The organism is Dechloromonas hankyongensis (assembly GCF_022012295.1).
Lineage (GTDB): Bacteria > Pseudomonadota > Gammaproteobacteria > Burkholderiales > Rhodocyclaceae > Azonexus > Azonexus hankyongensis.
Map to the genome: position 1 here is coordinate 972,208 of NZ_JAKLTN010000001.1, position 18,583 is coordinate 990,790.

The 18,583-nt window shown below is 68.6% G+C and carries 10 protein-coding genes; 7 read left to right on the forward strand and 3 right to left on the reverse strand.

Going from position 1 to position 18,583, the window contains the following annotated elements:
- Positions 1 to 24: 24 nt before the first annotated feature.
- From LZ012_RS04675 to LZ012_RS04690, 4 genes are all read left to right on the forward strand, one after another.
- Positions 25 to 2,028 carry an acyl CoA:acetate/3-ketoacid CoA transferase gene (locus LZ012_RS04675; protein ID WP_275708040.1) on the forward strand — a complete coding sequence of 668 codons (2,004 nt, stop codon included), beginning with the start codon at positions 25 to 27 and terminating at the stop codon, positions 2,026 to 2,028.
- Between the two features lie 110 nt (positions 2,029 to 2,138).
- A complete protein-coding gene (locus LZ012_RS04680; RefSeq protein ID WP_275708042.1) occupies positions 2,139 to 3,275 on the forward strand; it encodes an efflux RND transporter periplasmic adaptor subunit in 1,137 nt (378 codons plus the stop codon).
- On the forward strand, positions 3,272 to 6,343 hold the full coding sequence (locus LZ012_RS04685) for an efflux RND transporter permease subunit (RefSeq protein WP_275708045.1): 3,072 nt from the start codon (positions 3,272 to 3,274) through the stop codon (positions 6,341 to 6,343). The genes LZ012_RS04680 and LZ012_RS04685 overlap by 4 nt, the downstream gene beginning before the upstream one ends.
- Before the next feature lie 7 nt (positions 6,344 to 6,350).
- Complete coding sequence (locus tag LZ012_RS04690) at positions 6,351 to 6,797, forward strand: DUF4149 domain-containing protein (RefSeq protein WP_275708047.1); 447 nt, start codon at positions 6,351 to 6,353, stop codon at positions 6,795 to 6,797.
- Between the two features lie 6 nt (positions 6,798 to 6,803).
- Here LZ012_RS04690 and LZ012_RS04695 read toward each other — a convergent pair whose 3' ends face one another.
- From LZ012_RS04695 to LZ012_RS04705, 3 genes are read right to left on the reverse strand one after another with little or no spacing between them, the layout of a single operon-like run.
- Complete coding sequence (locus tag LZ012_RS04695; RefSeq protein ID WP_275708049.1) at positions 6,804 to 10,439, reverse strand: translocation/assembly module TamB domain-containing protein; 3,636 nt, start codon at positions 10,437 to 10,439, stop codon at positions 6,804 to 6,806.
- A 1-nt stretch (position 10,440) separates the two neighbouring features.
- Positions 10,441 to 12,129, reverse strand: a complete 1,689-nt coding sequence (locus LZ012_RS04700) for an autotransporter assembly complex protein TamA (protein ID WP_275708051.1) — start codon at positions 12,127 to 12,129, stop codon at positions 10,441 to 10,443.
- Positions 12,130 to 12,138: 9 nt separating this feature from the next.
- The gene (locus tag LZ012_RS04705; RefSeq protein ID WP_275708053.1) at positions 12,139 to 14,199 is read right to left on the reverse strand and encodes a site-specific recombinase; all 2,061 of its coding nucleotides are present in this window, start codon (positions 14,197 to 14,199) and stop codon (positions 12,139 to 12,141) included.
- A gap of 183 nt (positions 14,200 to 14,382) precedes the next feature.
- Between LZ012_RS04705 and LZ012_RS04710 the strand changes: the two genes are divergently transcribed.
- From LZ012_RS04710 to LZ012_RS04720, 3 genes are all read left to right on the forward strand, one after another.
- On the forward strand, positions 14,383 to 15,048 hold the full coding sequence (locus tag LZ012_RS04710) for an OmpA family protein (protein ID WP_420839493.1): 666 nt from the start codon (positions 14,383 to 14,385) through the stop codon (positions 15,046 to 15,048).
- A gap of 117 nt (positions 15,049 to 15,165) precedes the next feature.
- Entirely contained in the window at positions 15,166 to 15,840 is a 675-nt protein-coding gene (locus LZ012_RS04715) for a ComEA family DNA-binding protein (protein ID WP_275708057.1), read from the forward strand.
- A gap of 27 nt (positions 15,841 to 15,867) precedes the next feature.
- Positions 15,868 to 18,576 carry a PD-(D/E)XK nuclease family protein gene (locus tag LZ012_RS04720; RefSeq protein ID WP_275708059.1) on the forward strand — a complete coding sequence of 903 codons (2,709 nt, stop codon included), beginning with the start codon at positions 15,868 to 15,870 and terminating at the stop codon, positions 18,574 to 18,576.
- Positions 18,577 to 18,583: the final 7 nt, after the last annotated feature.

Genomic DNA, 18,583 nt, shown 5'->3' on the forward strand with positions numbered 1-18,583 from the left:
ATAATAAAAAGCGAGGAGATGAACATGCCAATTTCACGCCACCCCATGGCGAACTCGCTGCGCGCTTCCGACACCGGCAAGGTGGTGTCGGCCAGCGATGCGGTTCGCCTGATCCGCGATGGCGACACGGTCGCCACCGGCGGCTTCGTCGGCATCGGCTTTGCCGAGAACATCGCCATCGCGCTCGAACAGCGCTTTGTTGAGAGCCAGGGAGCCGATACCGAAGGCCAGGGTAGCCCGCGCAACCTGACCCTGGTCTATGCGGCCGGGCAGGGCGACGGCAAGGAGCGCGGCCTTAATCACCTCGGCCACGATGGCCTCCTCGCCCGCGTCATTGGCGGCCACTGGGGGCTTGTACCCAAGGTGCAGGCGCTGGCCGTGGCCAACCGCATCGAGGCCTACAACCTGCCGCAGGGCGTCATCACCCACCTGTTCCGCGATATCGCCGCCGGCAAGCCGGGGACGATCACCCGGGTCGGGCTGGGCACCTTTGTCGATCCGCGCTTCGGCGGCGGCAAGCTGAACGCCATGACGACCACGGATATCGTCCGCATCATGGAAATTGACGGTGAGGAATACCTGTTCTACAAGGCTTTCCCGATCCATGTCGGCATCATCCGCGGCACGACGGCCGACCCGGACGGCAACATCACGATGGAGAAGGAGGCGCTGACGCTGGAGGCGCAGGCCATCGCGATGGCGGCCAAGAACTCGGGCGGCATCGTCATCGCCCAGGTCGAGCGGGTGGCCGAGCGCGGCACGCTGAATCCGCGCCAGGTGAAGATTCCCGGCATCCTGGTCGATTGCGTGGTGGTCGCCGAGAAGCCGGAATACCACATGCAGACCTTCGCCGAGCCGTACAGTCCGGCCTTCTCCGGCGAGATCAAGGTGCCGATGTCGGCCATCGCGCCGATGGAAATGAGCGAGCGCAAGATTATCGCCCGGCGGGCGGCCATGGAACTCAAGGCCAACGCCGTGGTGAATCTCGGCATCGGTATGCCGGAAGGTGTCGCCAACGTGGCGGCCGAGGAGCACATCATCGACCTGCTGACCCTGACCGCCGAACCCGGCGTCATCGGCGGCGTGCCAGCCGGCGGCCTGAGCTTCGGGGCGGCGACCAACACCCAGGCGATCATCGATCAGCCCAGCCAGTTCGACTTCTACGACGGCGGCGGGCTGGACATCGCCTTCCTCGGTCTGGCCCAGGCCGACCGGGAGGGCAACCTGAACGTCTCCAAGTTCGGCCCGCGGCTGGCCGGGGCCGGCGGTTTCATCAACATTTCGCAGAATGCCAAGAAGGTCGTCTTCGTCGGCACCTTCACGGCCGGCAATCTGGACGTGGCGATCGAGGGCGGCAAGTTGCACATCCGCGAGGACGGCAAGTCGATCAAATTCGTCCACGAGGTTGAGCACCGCACCTTCAGCGGCCCGGAAGCGGCGCGGCGCGGCAAGGAGGTGATTTACGTCACCGAGCGCTGCGTCTTCCGGCTGACGGCGCAGGGCCTGCAACTGACCGAAATCGCACCCGGCATCGACCTGCAGAAGGACATCCTCGACAAGATGGCTTTCCGCCCGATCATCGACGGCGAGCTGGCGATCATGGACGCGCGCATCTTCGGCGAGGGGCCGATGGGCATCCGCCCGGAAATGCTCGACGTGCCGCTGCCCGACCGCCTGTCCTACGACGCGGCGCAAAACCTGTTCTTCCTCGACTTCTCCGGCCTCAACGTGCGCAGCACCGACGACATCCGGCGCGTCGAGGCGGCGGTCGATGCGGCGCTCGACCCGCTCGGCCACAAGGTCAACGCCATCGTCAATTACGACCGCTTCAGCATCCTGCCCGAACTGGTCGACGACTACATCGAGATGGTGAAAGGCGTCGTCGACCGGCACTACCACGATGTGACGCGCTACACCTCGAGCACCTTCCTGCGCATGAAACTGGGCGAGGCGATGGAGAAGCGCCACCTCGCGCCCAAGATCAGCGAAACGGAGGCCGAGGCCAAGGAACAGCTGGCTAAACCGTGATGACCGCAGGGTCATTAAGGCGCTGACATAAGCGCCGAAAGCGGTATCATTGACCGCTACAGCCCCCTGCTGGGGGCTTCTTTCCGTGTGCGGTCGATACAGGTAATGGCATGAAATTCAAGACGTCGGGTCTGCCCGGCGGGCGCAAGTCCCGTCTGCTGGCGCTCGCTGCCCTGGGGGCGGCGGGCGTCCTTTTCGTTGTGTTGCGTCCGTCGGCCGACAAGCCGGCGGAACCCGCCAAGCCCGCTGCCGCGGCCCGGCCGGCCCTGACCGTGCGCCTGACCACGCCGCAGACCCTCGACTGGCCGCAGGTTCTGCCGGCCAACGGCAATGTCGTCGCCTGGCAGGAAGCGGTGATCGGCCCCGAGATCGCCAATTACCGCATCACCGAAGTGCGTGTGCAGGTCGGCGATGTGGTCAAGAAGGGCCAGGTGCTGGCGCGCATCGCCAGCGATACAGTGGCCAGCGAACTGGCCGAGGCCAGGGCCGCCGTCGCCGAACTGGAAGCCAGCGCCGGCGAGGCGAAGGCCAATGCCGAACGGGCCAGGGAACTGCGCGAGAAGGGCTTCTACAGTTCGCAACTGAATACCCAGTACCAGACCGCCCAGCACACGGCGCAGGCCCGGCTGGCTGCCGCCCAGGCCCGCCAGCAGGCGGCGCAGCTCAAAATGGACAAGACCGGCGTGCTGGCGCCGGACGACGGCGTCATTTCGGCGCGCAGCGCGACGGTCGGCTCGCTGACCCAGTCCGGGCAGGAGCTGTTCCGCCTGATCCGCGGCGGCCGTCTGGAATGGCGGGCGGAAGTGCCGTCGGCTGATCTGGCCAAGCTGCGGCCGGGTGCCGTCGCCACGCTGACCGCGCCGGGCGGCGAAGCGGTCAAGGGCAGCGTGCGCGCCGTGGCGCCGAGCATCGATCCGCAGACGCGCAACGGCCTGGTCTATGTCGATCTGCCGGCCTCGCCGGCGGTGCGTGCCGGCATGTTCGCACGCGGCGAGTTCGAACTCGGGCGCAGCCCGGCGTTGACGGTGCCGCAGACGGCCACGGTGCTGCGCGAGGGCTTTGCCTACCTGTTCCGCCTCGAGGGCGAGGACCGCGTGGCGCAAATCAAGGTAACGCTCGGCCGCCGTCTCGGCGAGCGGGTCGAGGTGCTGTCCGGCCTGACGGACGGGGCGCGGGTGGTCGAAACGGGGGCCAGCTTCCTGGCCGACGGCGACGCGGTCAAGGTCGTGACGGGCGCTGCGCCATGAACGTTTCGTCCTGGTCGATCCGCAATCCGACGCCGGCCATCCTCTTCTTCCTGCTGCTCACGCTGGCCGGCCTGATCGGCTTCAAGGGCATGAAGATCCAGCAGTTCATGGATATCGATCTGCCTACCGTGACGGTCACCGCCAGCTTGCCCGGCGCCGCGCCGGCGCAGATGGAAACCGAGGTGGCGCGCAAGATCGAGAATTCGGTGGCCACCCTGCAGGGCATCAAGCACATCTACACCAAGGTGCAGGACGGTACGGCCATCGTCACCGTCGAATTCCGCCTGGAGAAGCCGACGCAGGAGGCGGTGGACGACGTGCGCGACGCCGTGTCGCGCATCCGCGCCGACCTGCCGGGCGACATCAAGGACCCGGTGGTCAGCAAGGTGAACCTGTCGGGGGCGCCGATCCTGACCTACACGGTGGCCTCGCAGCGCATGGACGACGAGGCGCTGTCGTGGTTCGTGGACAACACGGTGAGCAAGGCGCTGCTGTCGGCGCGCGGCGTCGGCGCGGTGGCGCGGGTCGGCGGCGTGACGCGGGAAGTGCGCATCGAACTCGATCCGGCCCGCATGCTGGCGCTGAACGCCACGGCGGCCGACATTTCGCGCCAGCTGAAGCGCATCCAGCAGGAAGCTTCCGGCGGCAAGTCGGATATCGGCGGCAGCGAGCAGTCGGTGCGCACGCTGGCCACCGTGCAGAGCGCCGACGAACTGGGCAGCATGGACATCGTGCTGTCCGACGGCCGCCATATCCGCCTCGACCAGGTAGCGAAGATCAGCGACACGGTGGGCGAACAGCGCACGGCGGCGCTGCTCAACGGCAAGCCGGTGGTCGGTTTCGAGGTGACGCGCAGCAAGGGGGCGGGCGAGATCGAAGTGCGCGATGCCGTGCTCGTTGCGCTGGACCGGTTGAAGGCAGAGCACCCGGACATCGAGATCACCGAAGCCTTCAATTTCGTCGATCCGGTGGTCGATAACTATGAGGGCTCGATGAAGTTGCTCATCGAGGGGGCGCTGCTTGCCGTGCTCGTCGTCTGGCTCTTCCTGCGCGACGGCAGGGCCACCTTCGTGTCGGCCGCCGCGCTGCCGCTGTCGGCCATCCCGACCTTCTTCGCCATGTGGCTGATGGGCTTCACGCTCAATGTCGTGACCCTGCTCTCGATGTCGCTGGTCGTCGGCATCCTGGTCGACGACGCCATCGTCGAGATCGAGAACATCATGCGCCACCTGCGCATGGGCAAGACGCCCTACCAGGCGGCCATGGAGGCGGCCGACGAGATCGGCCTGGCGGTCATCGCCACCACTTTCACGCTGATCGCCGTCTTCCTGCCCACCGCCTTCATGAGCGGTGTTGCCGGCAAGTTCTTCGTGCAGTTCGGGTGGACGGCGGCCATCGCCGTCTTCTTCTCGCTGGTCGTCGCCCGCATGCTGACGCCGATGATGGCCGCCTACATCCTGAAGCCGGTGAGCAGCGAGCACAAGCCACTGCGCTGGTTGCAGGTATATGAAGGCTGGGCGGCCTGGTGCCTGCGCCATCGCATCGTCACCATGCTCGCCGCCGCCGTCTTCTTCGTCGGCTCCTTCATGCTGGTGCCGCTATTGCCCAAGGGCTTCCTGCCGCCCGACGACCTGTCGCAGACGCAGATCTACCTGACCCTGCCACCCGGCGTCACCTTCGACGACAGCTTTGCCGCCGCCGAACAGGCACGTAGCATCGCAGAGGCCAACAAGCACGTGCGGCTGGTCTATACCGCCGTCGGCGGCGGCAAGGCGGGCAGCGATCCGTTCGCGCCAGCCGGCGCCGCCGAGGTGCGCAAGGCGACGCTGACCCTGAACCTGACGCCGCGCGGCGAACGGCCGGGGACCACCAAGCAGGACATCGAGGGCGAGCTGCGCCAGGCGCTGACGGCGATTCCCGGCGCCCAGATCAAGGTCGGCCTCGGCTCGGCCAACGAGAAATACATCCTGGTCCTGGCCAGCGAGAACGGCCAGCTGCTGGCCGAGCATGCCCGCGTCGTCGAGCGCGAACTGCGCGGCATCCCGGGCATCGGCAACGTGACGACAACGGCCAGTCTGGTCCGCCCGGAGCTGGTCATCCGTCCCGATTTCGCCCGCATGGCCGATCTCGGCATCACCTCGCAGGCCATCGCCGATACGCTGCGCATCGCCACCGCCGGCGACTACGACCAGGGGTTGGCCAAGCTCAACCTGGCGCAGCGCCAGGTGCCCATCGTCGTCAAGCTGCCGCCGGAAGCGCGCACCGACCTCGCCCTGCTCGAGCGGCTGACCGTGCCCGGCGCGCGCGGGCCGGTGGTGCTCGCCAACGTGGCAACCATCGCCATCGCCGGCGGGCCGGCCGAAATCGACCGCTACGACCGGCTGCGCAACATCAATTTCGAAATCGAGCTGAACGGCGTACCGCTCGGCGAAGTCGAGGCTAAGGCGCTGGCCCTGCCCAGCATCGCCAACCTGCCGCCGGGCATCATCCAGACTACGGTCGGCGATGCCGAGGCGATGGGCGAGCTGTTCGCCAGCTTCGGCCTGGCCATGGCCACCGGCGTGCTGTGCATCTACATCGTGCTGGTCCTGCTGTTCAAGGATTTCGTGCAGCCGGTGACCATCCTCGCCGCGCTGGTCCTCTCGGTGCCCGGCGCCTTCCTTGCCCTGTTCGTCGCGCAAAAGGCACTGTCCATGCCGTCGATGATCGGCCTGATCATGCTGATGGGCATCGCCACCAAGAACTCCATCCTGCTCATCGACTATGTCGTGCTGGCCCGCCGCGAGCACGGCCTGGACCGCTGGAGCGCGCTGCTCGACGCCTGCCGCAAGCGGGCGCGGCCGATCGTCATGACCACGGTGGCGATGGGCGCCGGCATGATGCCCATTGCGCTCGGCATCGGCGTCGATCCGAGCTTCCGCGCGCCGATGGCCATCGTCGTCATCGGCGGCCTGATCACCTCGACCTTCCTCAGCCTGCTGGTCATCCCGGTGGTGTTCACCTACGTCGACGACCTGATAAGCTGGGTACGCGCCCATCTGCCGCATCACCCCGCCAAACACGGATAACCCCGCCATGAGAAACGTACTGCTCCTGTCGCACCTCGCCGGTGTCATCGTCTGGATCGGCGGCATGTTCTTCGTTCAGTTCTGCCTGCGGCCGGTCGCCGTGACCCAGCTGCCGCCGGCGCAGCGTCTGCCGCTGATGGCGGCGGTGCTCGGGCGTTTCTTCCGGGTCGTCGCCATTGCCGTGCTCGTCATCGTGGCGTCCGGTCTGCTGCGCCTGCTCGATGTCGGTTTCGCCGCAGCGCCGCGCGCCTGGCACGCCATGATGAGCAGCGGCCTGATCATGGCCGTCGTCTTCGCCTACCTGTACGGCATCTGTTATCCGGCGCTGACGGCGGCGGTGGCCGCCGCCGACTGGCAGCGGGCGGGACAGGCGCTGGAGCGTATCCGCAAGGGTGTCGTGTTCAACCTGGTGCTCGGCGCCGCGACCATCGTGGTGGCCGCGCTTGGGCTGTGAGGACGCTCAGCGCGAGTCGCTGTCTGCCTTGCGCCCGAAAGTCAGCGTGTAGAACACGTCCAGCGCATTGTCGCTGCCGGCCCGGCCGATGACGGCGATTTGCCGGCTGAGATTGACCGTCAGCTTGACGATGCTTTCGGCGCGGCCGAGGGTCTGTTCGTAGGAGAGCAGGGCGCGCGACGACAGGCGCTTGCCGACCGAGAAAATCTGCTGGCCGGTGCTGCCCGTGGTGTCCACGCTGCCGCCGGCCACCCGGCTGACCTGCTGGCGGCCGCCGGTGTCGCCGAGGCTGCCCTGACGCACGCCCAACTCGTCGAAACCGAAGGTCTTTTTCACCTGCTGCACGACATTGCCTGAATCGTTGCCGAGCAGGCCGCTGGCCGCCGAGAGCAGGGTCGTCGCGTCGCCGGCCCCCATCTGTTCCGAGCCGTGGCCGAGGACCAGCCAGGCCAGTTTTTCGGCATCTGGCAGGTCCGGATCGGAGACCAGCTTGATGACAGGTTTCTGCGCCGTGCCGCTGATCTGGACGCCGGGTTCGACGGCCAGACCCTTGCGTACCGCGCGCACATCGAGGCCCGGATTGTCGAGCAGGCCGTTGAAATTGAGCACGCCGCGCTCGATGTCCAGCTTCTGGCCGTAGGCTTCGAAGCGGCCGCTGCGCGTGCGGATGGTGCCGCTGGCGCGCGGCAGATCGCGCCCCTTGGCGGTGATGCGCACTTCGCCATCGAGGCGGCTGGAGAGGCCGGCGCCGTTGAACAGGAAGTTGTTGCCGAGGTCGGTGGCGATGTCGAGATCGAGGCGGGGGCGCAGCGCCGCCGCCGGCTTTTCCTTGCCCGGCCGCTTGACCACCACGTCGTCGGACAGGCGTGGTGTGCCGCCCTTGGCCAGTTGCCAGTAGCCGGCATCGACCGCCAGCTTGCCCTGGGCGCCGAGCGTGCCGGCCTGCCAGCTCAGGCGGCCGGTGCCCGAGACGGCAATCCACTGGTCAGGCAGCTGGAAGGCGCCCAGGCGCTCGAGGCGGACAGCCAGCCAGGCGTTTTCCTGGCCCTCGTCGCGGCCGAGCTGCATCTCGCCGCTGACCTCCAGGCGGCCCGGTGTCTTGTCCAACCCGGACAAGTCGTTGCGCGTTTCGACGCGCAGGGGGCGGGGCAGGGGCTGCAACAGGCTGTCGAAGCCCAGCCGGTTGATGCGCAGCCGGTTGTCGCGCAGGTCGATGTCCAGTTCGCCGCGCGCCAGGTTCAGGCCCTGCGTGGGCAGACGCAGGGCCAGCTGGTCGCCGCGCAGGCGGCCGCTGCTCACCGGCCGGTTCGGGGTGCCGGCCAGCTGCAGTTCGCCCTTGAGCCGCCCTTCGCTTTGCCAGCCCTCGCCGATCATTTCGGCCAGCCAGCCGAGGTCGTTGATGTCGGCGCTCAGGCTGCCCTGCCAGCGGCTATCGCCGGCCAGCGACCAGGCGCCGCGCATGGCCGCATCGAGCCGGCCGTCGATCTGGCCGATGCGGCTGCCGCGCGCGCCCAGCGTGGCGGCCAGTTGCCGCTCGTCGGCGCTGGCCTGCACGGTGGCCTGCCAGTCCAGCGGGTTGCCGCCCAGGCGCAGCGGCCCCAATTGCCAAGCCGTGGCGGCCAGCGTGATCGGGGCCGGGGCGAGCAGGCGGACATTGCGGGCGCTATCGGCGCTGTCGAGGCGGGCCTCGGCCAGCCGGCCGTTCCAGCTTGTTTTGGTGCTGTCCCAGCCGCCTTCGGCGAGCAGTGCCAGATGGTTCTTGCCGGCGACGTCGGCGCTGGCCGTCAGGCGGTGCGCCTGATTGCTGCCGTCGCCCTGGATCCGAACGGCGCGTAGCAGGCCCGGCTGGTCAATGCTATCGACCTGGGCGATGCTGAGATCGATGTGCAGCGGCGCCGCTGGCTCGCTGCCGAATGCCGCGTCGAGGGATAAACCGTTCAACCGGCCATGGCCGGGCCAGCCCAGCTTTCCGGCATTCAGCGTGCCAGCCAGACGGGGGCTGTGCGGCGTGCCGCTCAGTTCCCAGTGGCCCTGTACGCTGCCTTCCAGGCCGAAGGGCGCCAGTTGCGGCGCATCAATGTCGAGCTTGAGCAGGTCGCCGGCCTGCCCGTAGGCGCCGCGGGCGGTCAGCCGATTGTCGCCGGCGGCCAGTTCGAGGTCGGCCTTGGGAATGCGCGGCCAGGCGACGGCGAGCTGGCCCTGGCCGCTCACCGGCTGGCCGGACACCCGGCTGTCGACCAGGACGAAGCCGGCGTCGACCACCGGTTGCGGCGCCAGCCGGCCGCTGGCCTTGAGGCGGGCATTGATCTGCGCGACAGGCAGGCGGCCGAAACGGCTCGGGTCGAAGTGCTGCAATTCACCTTCGGCGGTGAATTGGCGCGGCGCGTCGAGGGCGAGCTCGCCCTGCGCCGCAAGGCGGGCGTTGCCGGCGCTCAGCGCCAGCTTGGTCAGACGCAGGTGCCTTTCGGCCAGCTTGGCGTCGGCGAGCAGGCTGAAGCCGGGGTCGCGCAGGTCGACGTGCAGCTGTTGCCGGTCGCCGGCTAGCGTGGCAGTAATCGGGCCGGCCAGACGGGTGCTGTGCAGGGCCGAAACCAGTTGTCGGGCATCAAGGCGGGCAGCTTGCAGCTCGAGGCTGACCGCGCTGGCCTGCCACTCGCCGCGGCCGGTCAGTTCGCCGCCGCCGGGCAGGGTGGCGTGCACATCGGTCAAGCGCAACTGCTCGCCGTGCCAGGCGAGGGCGCCGGCCACCGTGACGAGCGGCAGGCGCTGGTGGTCGAACGGACCAGGCCGGTGGTTGGTCAGGCCGAAGCTGCCGACGATGCCGTCCCCTTCCGGCACGATATCGGCGACCACGGTCAGTTTGGCCTGCGGCGCGCCGGCCTGCCAGCTGGCCGGGTCGATGTGGTCGAGTTGCAGGCGGGCGCTGGCGAAAGGGGCGGCGGCGAAGGGCGTCAGCGTGGCTTCGGCATGGCCGTCCACGCCCTGGGTGGCGACCAGGCCCACGTCGAAGCGCTCCAGCGGTCCGCTGGCGGTCGCCGCGATGGCGAGCGGCCGCTGGTCGAGCTGACCTTGCAGGTTCAGCGTGGCGGCGAGCGGGAAGGGCGCCTGGCCGTCGAGGCTGGCGGCGCCGGCCAGCGACACGTCGGCCGCCTGCAGGCTCAGGTCGTCGACGCGGTGCTGGCGACCATCGCTGGTCAGGCGGCCGGCGATGCGGCCGGCCAGCGGGCGGCCGTTGTAAGCCAGTTCGCCGAGCCCGAAGTGCGCGATGGCCACGGCCAGCGGCAGTTGCAGGTCGGCGGGAACGACGGTCGGCTCGTCGTTCGGCCGCTTGGTTATGTGCAGCGTCGCGACGTCGAGCGCGGCGACGTCGAGCGTGCCGTGGAGCAGGGCGGCTGGCGACCAGTCGAGGTGCAGCGTGGTGGCGGCCAGTTGCAGGTCGGCGTCCTGCCAGCGCAGCAGCCCGATATCGAGCGGGCCGAGCAGCCGGCCGCGTGCCTGTTCGATGTGCAGGCGGCCGCCGCTGGCGCCGCTCGCCAGGCTGAGCGCAGCCTGCAGGCCGCTTTCGCTGCCGGCCAGCCAAGCAGCGACGCCAAGCAGGCCGGCAGTGGCGATCAGGCCGCGACGGACGAGGTGGCGGCGCATGTCAGAAGGGGATGGCCAGCGAGAAATGCAGCTGGAAGCCGCGCGTGCGTTCGCCGTAGGCCAGGTCGACGCCGATCGGCCCGGCCGGGCTGCGCCAGCGGGCGCCGAGGCCGTAGCCTAACGCCGGGCGGGCATCCTTGAGCAAATCGAGTGCGTCGCCGGCATCGACGAAGGCGGCGACGCCCCAGTCCTCGTTCAGCCAGTGCGTCGCTTCGGCGCTGGCAATGACCAAGTAGCGGCCGCCGACCGTCGCCGCGCCTTCCTTGATGCCCAGGCTCTGGTAGGCATAGCCGCGCACCGAACCGGCGCCGCCGGCGCGGAACAGGTAGTCCTGCGGGATGTGCTGGCGCGAATCGGCCAGCGTATAGCCCACCTCGCCGCGCAGGGTCAGCGTGTCGCGCCGGCCGAGCGGGACGTAGTACTGGACGCGGCTGTGCAGGCGGACGAAATTCTGGTCGGACAGCGCCGCCCGGGCGCCGCCGCCGATCTGGCCCTGCAGCACGATGCCGCGGCGCGGGTCGAGCAGGCTGTCGACATGGCGCCAGGTCCACATCGCGTTGGGCACCAGCGCCCGGCTGGTGACCGACTCGGCGCCGTCCGGTTCGCGCAGTTCATGTTGCCAGTTGATCGACAGGCGCTGCTCGACGCTGCCGCGCTGCTGCACAGTCTGCGCGCCGAAGGCGTAGCGCTCGGTTTTCAGGCCGGCGATGTCGGTGGCTTCGGCCATCGCGCCAACGCTGTTGCGGCGGAAGCGGGCGTCGGGCGGCAGGAAGACGTCGGCGTAGGCGGTCTGCTTCTTCTGTTCGAGGCGCAGGCCGCTGTCCAGCTCCCAGGCATGGCCGAGCAGGTCGTTGTGGTGATAATTGACTTCAACGCGGGCGCCGGTGTTGGAACTGGCACCGGCGCCGAAAGACACCCGCTGCGGTGATCGTTCGCGGACGCGGACGACGACCGGAACGGTGGCCGTGCCGTCGGCGTCGATTTCGGCCGCGTCGCGGTCGATGGTGGTGCGTACGGAGGCGAAGTAGGGCGTAGCCTGCAAGGTGCCCTGCAGGGCGTTCAGTCGCTCCTCGCTGTAGGGCTGGCCGGGCTGCACGCTGCGGTTGTAGCGCTCGATCAGGGCCGGCTCGTAGCGCTCCAGTCCCTCGACGCGCAGGGCGCCGAAACGGTAGCGAGGTCCGGTCGCGTAATGGGCGTGCAGCTCGGCGCTGTGTTTTTCGACATCGATGGCCGCCTCGCTATCCTCCAGCTGGGCATCGGCGTGTTCGCCGGCCAGCAGGCGGGCGAGTACCTGCTGCTTGGCGGTGTTCCAGTCGTCCTGGCGAAACGGCTGGCCAACCGGCAGGCGCCAGTCCTTCTCCAGTTGTTCCCGGGTTTTGGCGTCCACCGGGCCGCTGATGCTCAGATCGACGCTGGCGACCACGGTGCGCGGGCCGGCGTCGAGGGCCAGGTGCAGCTCGCCGTCGGTGTCCGTGAATTCGAATGTCGGCGCGAAATAGCCTTCGGTCGCCAGGATCTCGCTCAGCGTACCCTGCAGGCGCTGCGGGCTGCCCGCCTCGTCGGGCAGGTAGGGCGTGAGCAGGTCTCGGATGTCGCGCGGCGCCTGCAGCACCAGCTCTCCGGCCGCCAGCGGCGTAGCGGCGGCGAGCAGCAGGGCGGCCAGGGCAAGAGAGGGGCGACGGACGGACATGCCATCATTCTACGCGTCGGCGCTGGCCTGGCGGGGCTCCGGGCTGGGCGGCAGGAAGAAACTACGCGGTTGGCGGAGCAGGCGGCGCCCCAGCGCCCGGAGCAGCCGCCCGCCATGCTCGAACTGTATGTCGCGGGCGCGCAGGGCGGTGCGCAGGGCGAGCAGGAAACTGACCGTCAGGTTGGTCAGGCCGATGGCGGCGACGCCGAGCACCGCCCAGGCGATGGCCTTGGCGGGCAGGGCGAACTGGAAGGCGGTCAGCGCATAGCCGACATTGGCTGAGGCGAAGGCGATGTGGCGGATATCGAGCGGCAGGCCAAGGATGATGCCGATGATGCCGGTCGAGCCGAGCATGCAGCCGAACAGGAAATTGCCCATGATGCCGCCCAGCCGGTCCTGGATGTAGCCGCCGATGCGCTCAGCCCGCCGTTTGCCGAACAGGGCCTGCAGCCAGCGCAGGCGGCTGAGGCGCAGCCCGATGTCGGTATAGGCGGCGCGGTTGTCGAAATAGCCGGTGATCAGGCCGGACAGGAACAGGTAGAAGCCGGCGATGGCGGCGTGCGGGATGGCCCAGGACAGCGGGTCGAGATCGGCGAGCAGGCGGGCGCCCTTGTCGGCGCCGACCGGTGGCTGGCCGAACAGGAGCCCGGCGCCGACACTGACGGCGACGGCTACCGGAAAGGCGACCATGACGTTGCCGGCGATGGCCGCCAGCTGACTGCGGCAAACCGCGGCGATGACGTCGACCAGGCGTTCGAGGTCGGCGCTGCGGCTCAGCTTGAGGTCGCCGAGCAGGCCGGCCAGCGTCTGCGCCGTCATTGCCGGCTGCTTGGTGGCGACCGTCATGCCGCCCAGGAAAATGGCGACGAAGCCGAGGCCGTAGATCATGCTGAACAGGAAGGCCTCGCCGAACAGCGGAGCGTGCAGCGCTGCCGCCTTGATCTTGAGCAGGGCCATGCAGGCGATGACCACGCCGGCTCCGGCCGCCGAACGCCACATCCGGCTGTAGTCGCCGGCTGTTTCGCAGATGTAGTGCTCGCCGGAGCGGGCGGCATTTTCGGTGACGCGCGCGGCGAGCAGGCCGGACAGCTGGGCCAGGTAGAAGCGCAGGCTGTTGCGGCGGTTTTCGGCGATGAAGGCGGCGTGGGCGAATTCACCCCAGCCGCGGATCGCCGCGCCGTGCGTGGCGGCCTGCAGGCCGGCGCCGAGGATAGCGACCAGTTCGTGCAGGCGGTCGATGCTTTGCCCGCTGCGCGTTAGCAGATACGACAGGTGCAGGCTGGTGCCGACAGTGAGCGCCCGCTTGCGGATTTTCTCCAGCGTTTCCTGGCACTGGCTGGCGATGACCAGCAACTGGCTGCCGTCGTCGGCCGGCTGTTCAGGGTCGTCCAGCGCGGCGCGGAAGGCATTGACGAAATCGAGGGCCTCGGCCGACAGCGCGACGAAGCGTGGCACATCGTCATCGAAATTGGGCGACGCGCGCATCAGTTCGCTATCGACGCCAAGGCCGCTGACCCGGTGGGCGAGCAGCAGCACGGCATCGAGCATCTGTTCCTGGATGCTGCGCCAGTCGATGTTGCGCAATTCCCGGTCCGGTGCGATCAGTTCCCAGAAGCGCTGGGAAAATTCCGACGGAATCTCCTGCAGCCAGCGCCAGTCGTCGGAACGGTGGTAGATGACGTGCAGGCAGTCCTTCAGGCGGCGCTCGTCGGGCGCCTCTGGCAGAAGGCGGTTGCCGAGGATGCGCCACCATTCGGAAAAGAAGCCGGTGCCGGGCAGGATGCCGCTGTCGGTAAAAAAGGTGACCAGGCGGCGGGTGGCGACGAAATGCACGACGTGGCCGCAGAAGGCGGCACGCAGCGTGGCGTCGGCTTCGAGGTGGTCGAGCATGGCCTGGTAACGGTCGATGAAGCCGGTGTCGCCGCGGTTTTGTGGGCGCAGCACGGCGACTAGGTTGCGGATCAGTTCCAGCGTGTCGGCATCGGGCTGGCGGAAGCGCTGCAGCGCGTTGCCGACCGGGTGGACGGCGGTTGCCGGCTTGCCCAGCAACCAGTGCAAAAAGGTACGCATTCTTGTCATCGGAAACATCCCCTTGTCATGGGCGGCGTAGTCGCCTGACCCGCCATCGTAGCTGATGGGAGCGCACGCTGATGGGCATTCATGTATGTGACAAGTGGTTGAAAGGTGACGATTCGTAATAGAATGAAACAGCTGCAAATTACAAATCCAACGCATCACTTATATCCGGGACTGCTGACTATGAATATCGTCAAGAAATCTCTGGTTCTGGCCCTGCTGGCCGGCATCGGTTTCTCTGCTGTTGCGCAAGAGCGCGTTTACCTGATCGACGGTCGTGACGTCGTTGCCAAGAGCGGCTTCGGCCTGTGCTGGCGCGATGGCTACTGGACCCCGGCCGCTGCCGCTGCCGACAAGGCCGGTTGCGAGTGCGACAAGGACCTGCTGCCGGCTTCCGCCTGCGCCCCGGTCGCCGCTGCCGCTCCGGCTGCTGCCGCCCCGGCTGGCACCGGCGTCAAGCCGTCCGGTGAGAAGATCACCGTCGCCGCTGACGCCCTGTTCGACTTCAACAAGGCTGTCCTGCGTCCGGCCGGCAAGCAGAAGCTCGACGAACTGGTCTCCAAGGCCCAGGCCATCAAGCTGGAAGTGATCCTGGCCGTCGGCCACACCGACCGCCTCGGTGGTGACGCCTACAACCAGAAGCTGTCCGAGAAGCGCGCCGCCGCCGTCAAGGAATACCTGGTTGCCAAGGGTATCGAAGCCAACCGCGTCTACACCGAAGGCAAGGGCGAGAAGCAGCCGGTCACCGGCGACAAGTGCAAGGGCAATGCCAAGACCAAGGCCCTGATCGACTGCTTGCAGCCGGATCGCCGCGTCGACATCGAAGTCATCGGCACCAAGTAAGCCGACTACGCTTCAGCGAAAAGCCCTGCCTCGGCAGGGCTTTTTTACGTTTGGAACAAACATGCCGACCGGCGCTGACGGTGGCATACTGGACAACCCAATTCCCGGAGAGCAAGCATGCAAGCACGTTTCCTGTCGTTCGCAGTGGCTGCCGCGTTGTGGGTGGGCGTGGCCATCGCCCAGGTCAATATCAATACCGCGACGGTCGACGAACTCGATGGCCTGAAAGGCATCGGCCCGACCAAGGCGAAGGCCATCGTCGATTACCGCAAGAAAAACGGCCCGTTCAAGTCGGTAGACGACCTGGAGAATGTTCCCGGTATCGGTCCCACCACCCTGAAAGAATTGCGCGGCAATGTCGTGGTCAGCGGTGCATCGCGCGCCGTGCCTGCCGTCCGGTCGGCCGCCGAATCGCCGAAACCTTCTGCTCCGGCCGCAGCGGCTAAGGCGGCCCCTGCTGCGCCTGCTCGCCCGGCCATGCCCGGCAAGGCGCCAGCCGAAGTCCAGGCTCCGGCCCGGCCGGCTCCCGCTGCCGACAAGCCGGCGATGCCGGCCCAACAGGCCAGCCCGGCCAAGCCATCGTTCGACGGGAAGGCGGCCGTCCCCGCCAAACCTTCGGCCCCGGCTGCTCCCGCCGCGCCGGCCAAACCGGCAGGCCCGGCGATGCCCGCCAAGCCGGCCGCCCCAGCCACCCCAGCCAAGGCGCCAGCGGCAGAGCCGCAAGGCAAACCGGCGGCGCCTGCAGCCCCGGCCAGGCCCGCAGTGCCGGCCCATCCGGCGCCGTCGTATTGATTCCGCCTGCCGTCGGCCGGAGTTTGCTTGAGCGTTAGCCTGACCCTGTGCGCCACGACGCGCCTGGCGCAGACCCTGCGCGGCGAGGTGCCGGCCGGCCAGCGGGTGTGGCTGACCCGCCAGGCGCTGACGCTCGGCCAGTGGCTGGCCGGACTGGCCGAAGAGGCTCAGTTGAGCGGCGTGGCCGAGCTGCCGGCGGTGCTCGATCCGTTCGCCGAGCGACTGCTTTGGGAAAAGGTCATTGCCGGTGCGTTGACCGAGGCGGCACCGCTGTTCGATATCCAAGGCATGGCGGCGTCGGCGGCCGAGGCGCAGGCCCTGTGCCGGGTGTGGAAACTGCACCCGGGCGCCGCCCAGCTGTCTGACGAGGCGCGCCTGTTCCTTGGCTGGCAGGCCGATTTCGACAAACGCTGCCGGGCGAGCGGCTGGGTCGACGCGGCCGGCTTGCACCGGCAACTGATCGCGCTGATCGAGGCCGGCCATTTCGCCTTGCCGGACAGCGTCGTTTTTGCCGGCTTCGATCGGTTCACGCCGCTCGAAAGCGACCTGATGGCTGCCCTCAGCGGGCGGGGTGTCCAGGTCGAAGTTGTGTCGCCGGCCTTCCATGCGGCAAGCCGAAAATCGGTGCTCGCCTGTGCCGACCTCGATGCTGAATGCGCCGCCGTCGTCGCCTGGGCGCGGCAGCGGCTGGCCGATGATCCGGCCGCCCGGCTCGGCATCGTGGCCCCCGATCTGGCTGGCGTGCGCGACCGGCTGGAGTTCCTGCTCGACGACACCCTGCATCCGGCGCTGATTCGCCCGGATGCGGCCGAGCAGCCGCGCTGCTTCAACTTTTCCCTCGGCCGGGCGCTGGCCGATCTGCCCCTGATCCGCAGCGCCCTTGAACTGCTCGCCCTGGGTGGCAGCCGGGCCAAGGTCGAACAGAGTCGCCTGTCGGCCCTGCTGCTGGCCGGCGGCTGGTCGGCGGCGGAAGCCGAAGCCGATGGCCGGGCGCGCCTGGATGCCGCGATGCGCCGCGACCTGCCGTATTTCACCACCCTTTCCGCCGTGCTGCGCCTGGCCGAGCGCCTGGCGGCCGCGGCGCCGCCACTCTGCCCGCACAGCGTGGCCGCCCTGGCCGCCTTGCTGGAAACGATGGACGGCGCGCCGCGCAAGCTGCCGCCCGGGCGCTGGGCGGCCGTTTTCCGGGCGGCACTGGGCGCTGCCGGCTGGCCCGGCGACCGTCCGCTGTCCAGCCATGAATTCCAGGCCCGCCGGGCCTTCGGCGAAGTGTTCGACGGTTTCGGGCGCTTCGATGCGCTACTCGGGCCGCTCAACCTGGCCGAGGCGGTGCGCCGCCTGTCCCAGCTTTGCCGGCAGCGCCTGTTCCAGCCGGAAACGCGCGGCCAGCCGGCGATCCAGGTGCTCGGCGTGCTCGAAAGCGCCGGCCTGCATTTCGATGGCCTGTGGGTGATGGGCCTGAACGACGACCTGTGGCCGCCGCCGCCGCGCCCCAATCCGCTGTTGCCGGCCGAACTGCTGCGGGCGGCCGGGGCCAGCCACGCCAGCGCCGAGGTCGAACTCGATTTCGCCCGCCGCGTGCACGAGCGCCTTTCCCAAGCGGCACCGGAGGTCCGTTTTTCCCATGCCTGCGCCGACGGCAACCGCGTGCTGCGCCCCAGCCCCCTGCTCAACGGCTTGCCGGCCTCGACTGAGCCAGTCTCCGCCATCGTCACCGTCGCCCGGCAATTCGCCGAGCAGTCGGCCGGCGCCATCGAATTGGTAGATGACGCCGCGGCACCGCCGGTGGCGGCCGGCGAAAAGGTTTCTGGCGGCAGCTGGCTGCTGCGCGCCCAGGCCATCTGCCCGGCCTGGGCCTATTTCCAGTTCCGGCTCGGCGGCGAAGCGATGGACGAGCCGGTCGAAGGCCTCGATCCGGCGGCGCGCGGCACGCTGGTGCATGAAGCGCTGGAGGCCCTGTGGAGCGAACTCCGTTCGTCCGAGGCCCTGGCCGCGTTGTCCGACAGCGGCCGCCAGCAGGCGATCGGCGAAGCGGTGGCCAAAGCCTTGCAGAATTTCGAGCTGGATCGCCGGATCACCCTGCCGGCCCGTTTCCGCGAACTGGAGGCGGCCCGCCTGCACAAGCTGCTTGACCTGTGGCTGACGGTCGAGGACAAGCGCGGGCTGCCCTTTGAGGTCATTGCCTGCGAGCAGCCGGCCGAGGTCGAGATCGAAGGCATCAAGGTGAAGATGGTGGTCGACCGCATCGACCGCCTCGCTGACGGGCGGCAGGTCATCATCGACTACAAGACCGGCGCCGGCATCGACACCAGGAACTGGGCCGAGCAGCGCATCACCGAGCCGCAGCTGCCGATCTACGCCGCGCTGGTCAACGACGAGGTGGCGGCCGTGGTTTTTGCCAAGGTCCTGCTCGACAAGCCGGCCTTCGCCGGGGTCGCCGACGAGAAGGACATCCTGCCCGGCGTGCACGGCGTCGGCGACGACAAGCAGAAAATCTTCGATCCGGCCGAATTTCCCGACTGGGTAGCGGTGGTCACGCACTGGCGGGAACGCCTGCACGCCGTGGCCAGCGAAGTGAAGGCCGGGGTGGCGAGCGTCACTTTCGCCGACGAAAAAGGGCTGCAGTACTGCGAAGTGCTGCCGCTGCTACGATTGCCGGAGCGCCGCCGCCTGCTGGCGGCGGCCGCCGAGCAGGTGGCTGGGGCCGAAGCCGGCTCCGGCGCGATTGTCCATTGAACGGGAG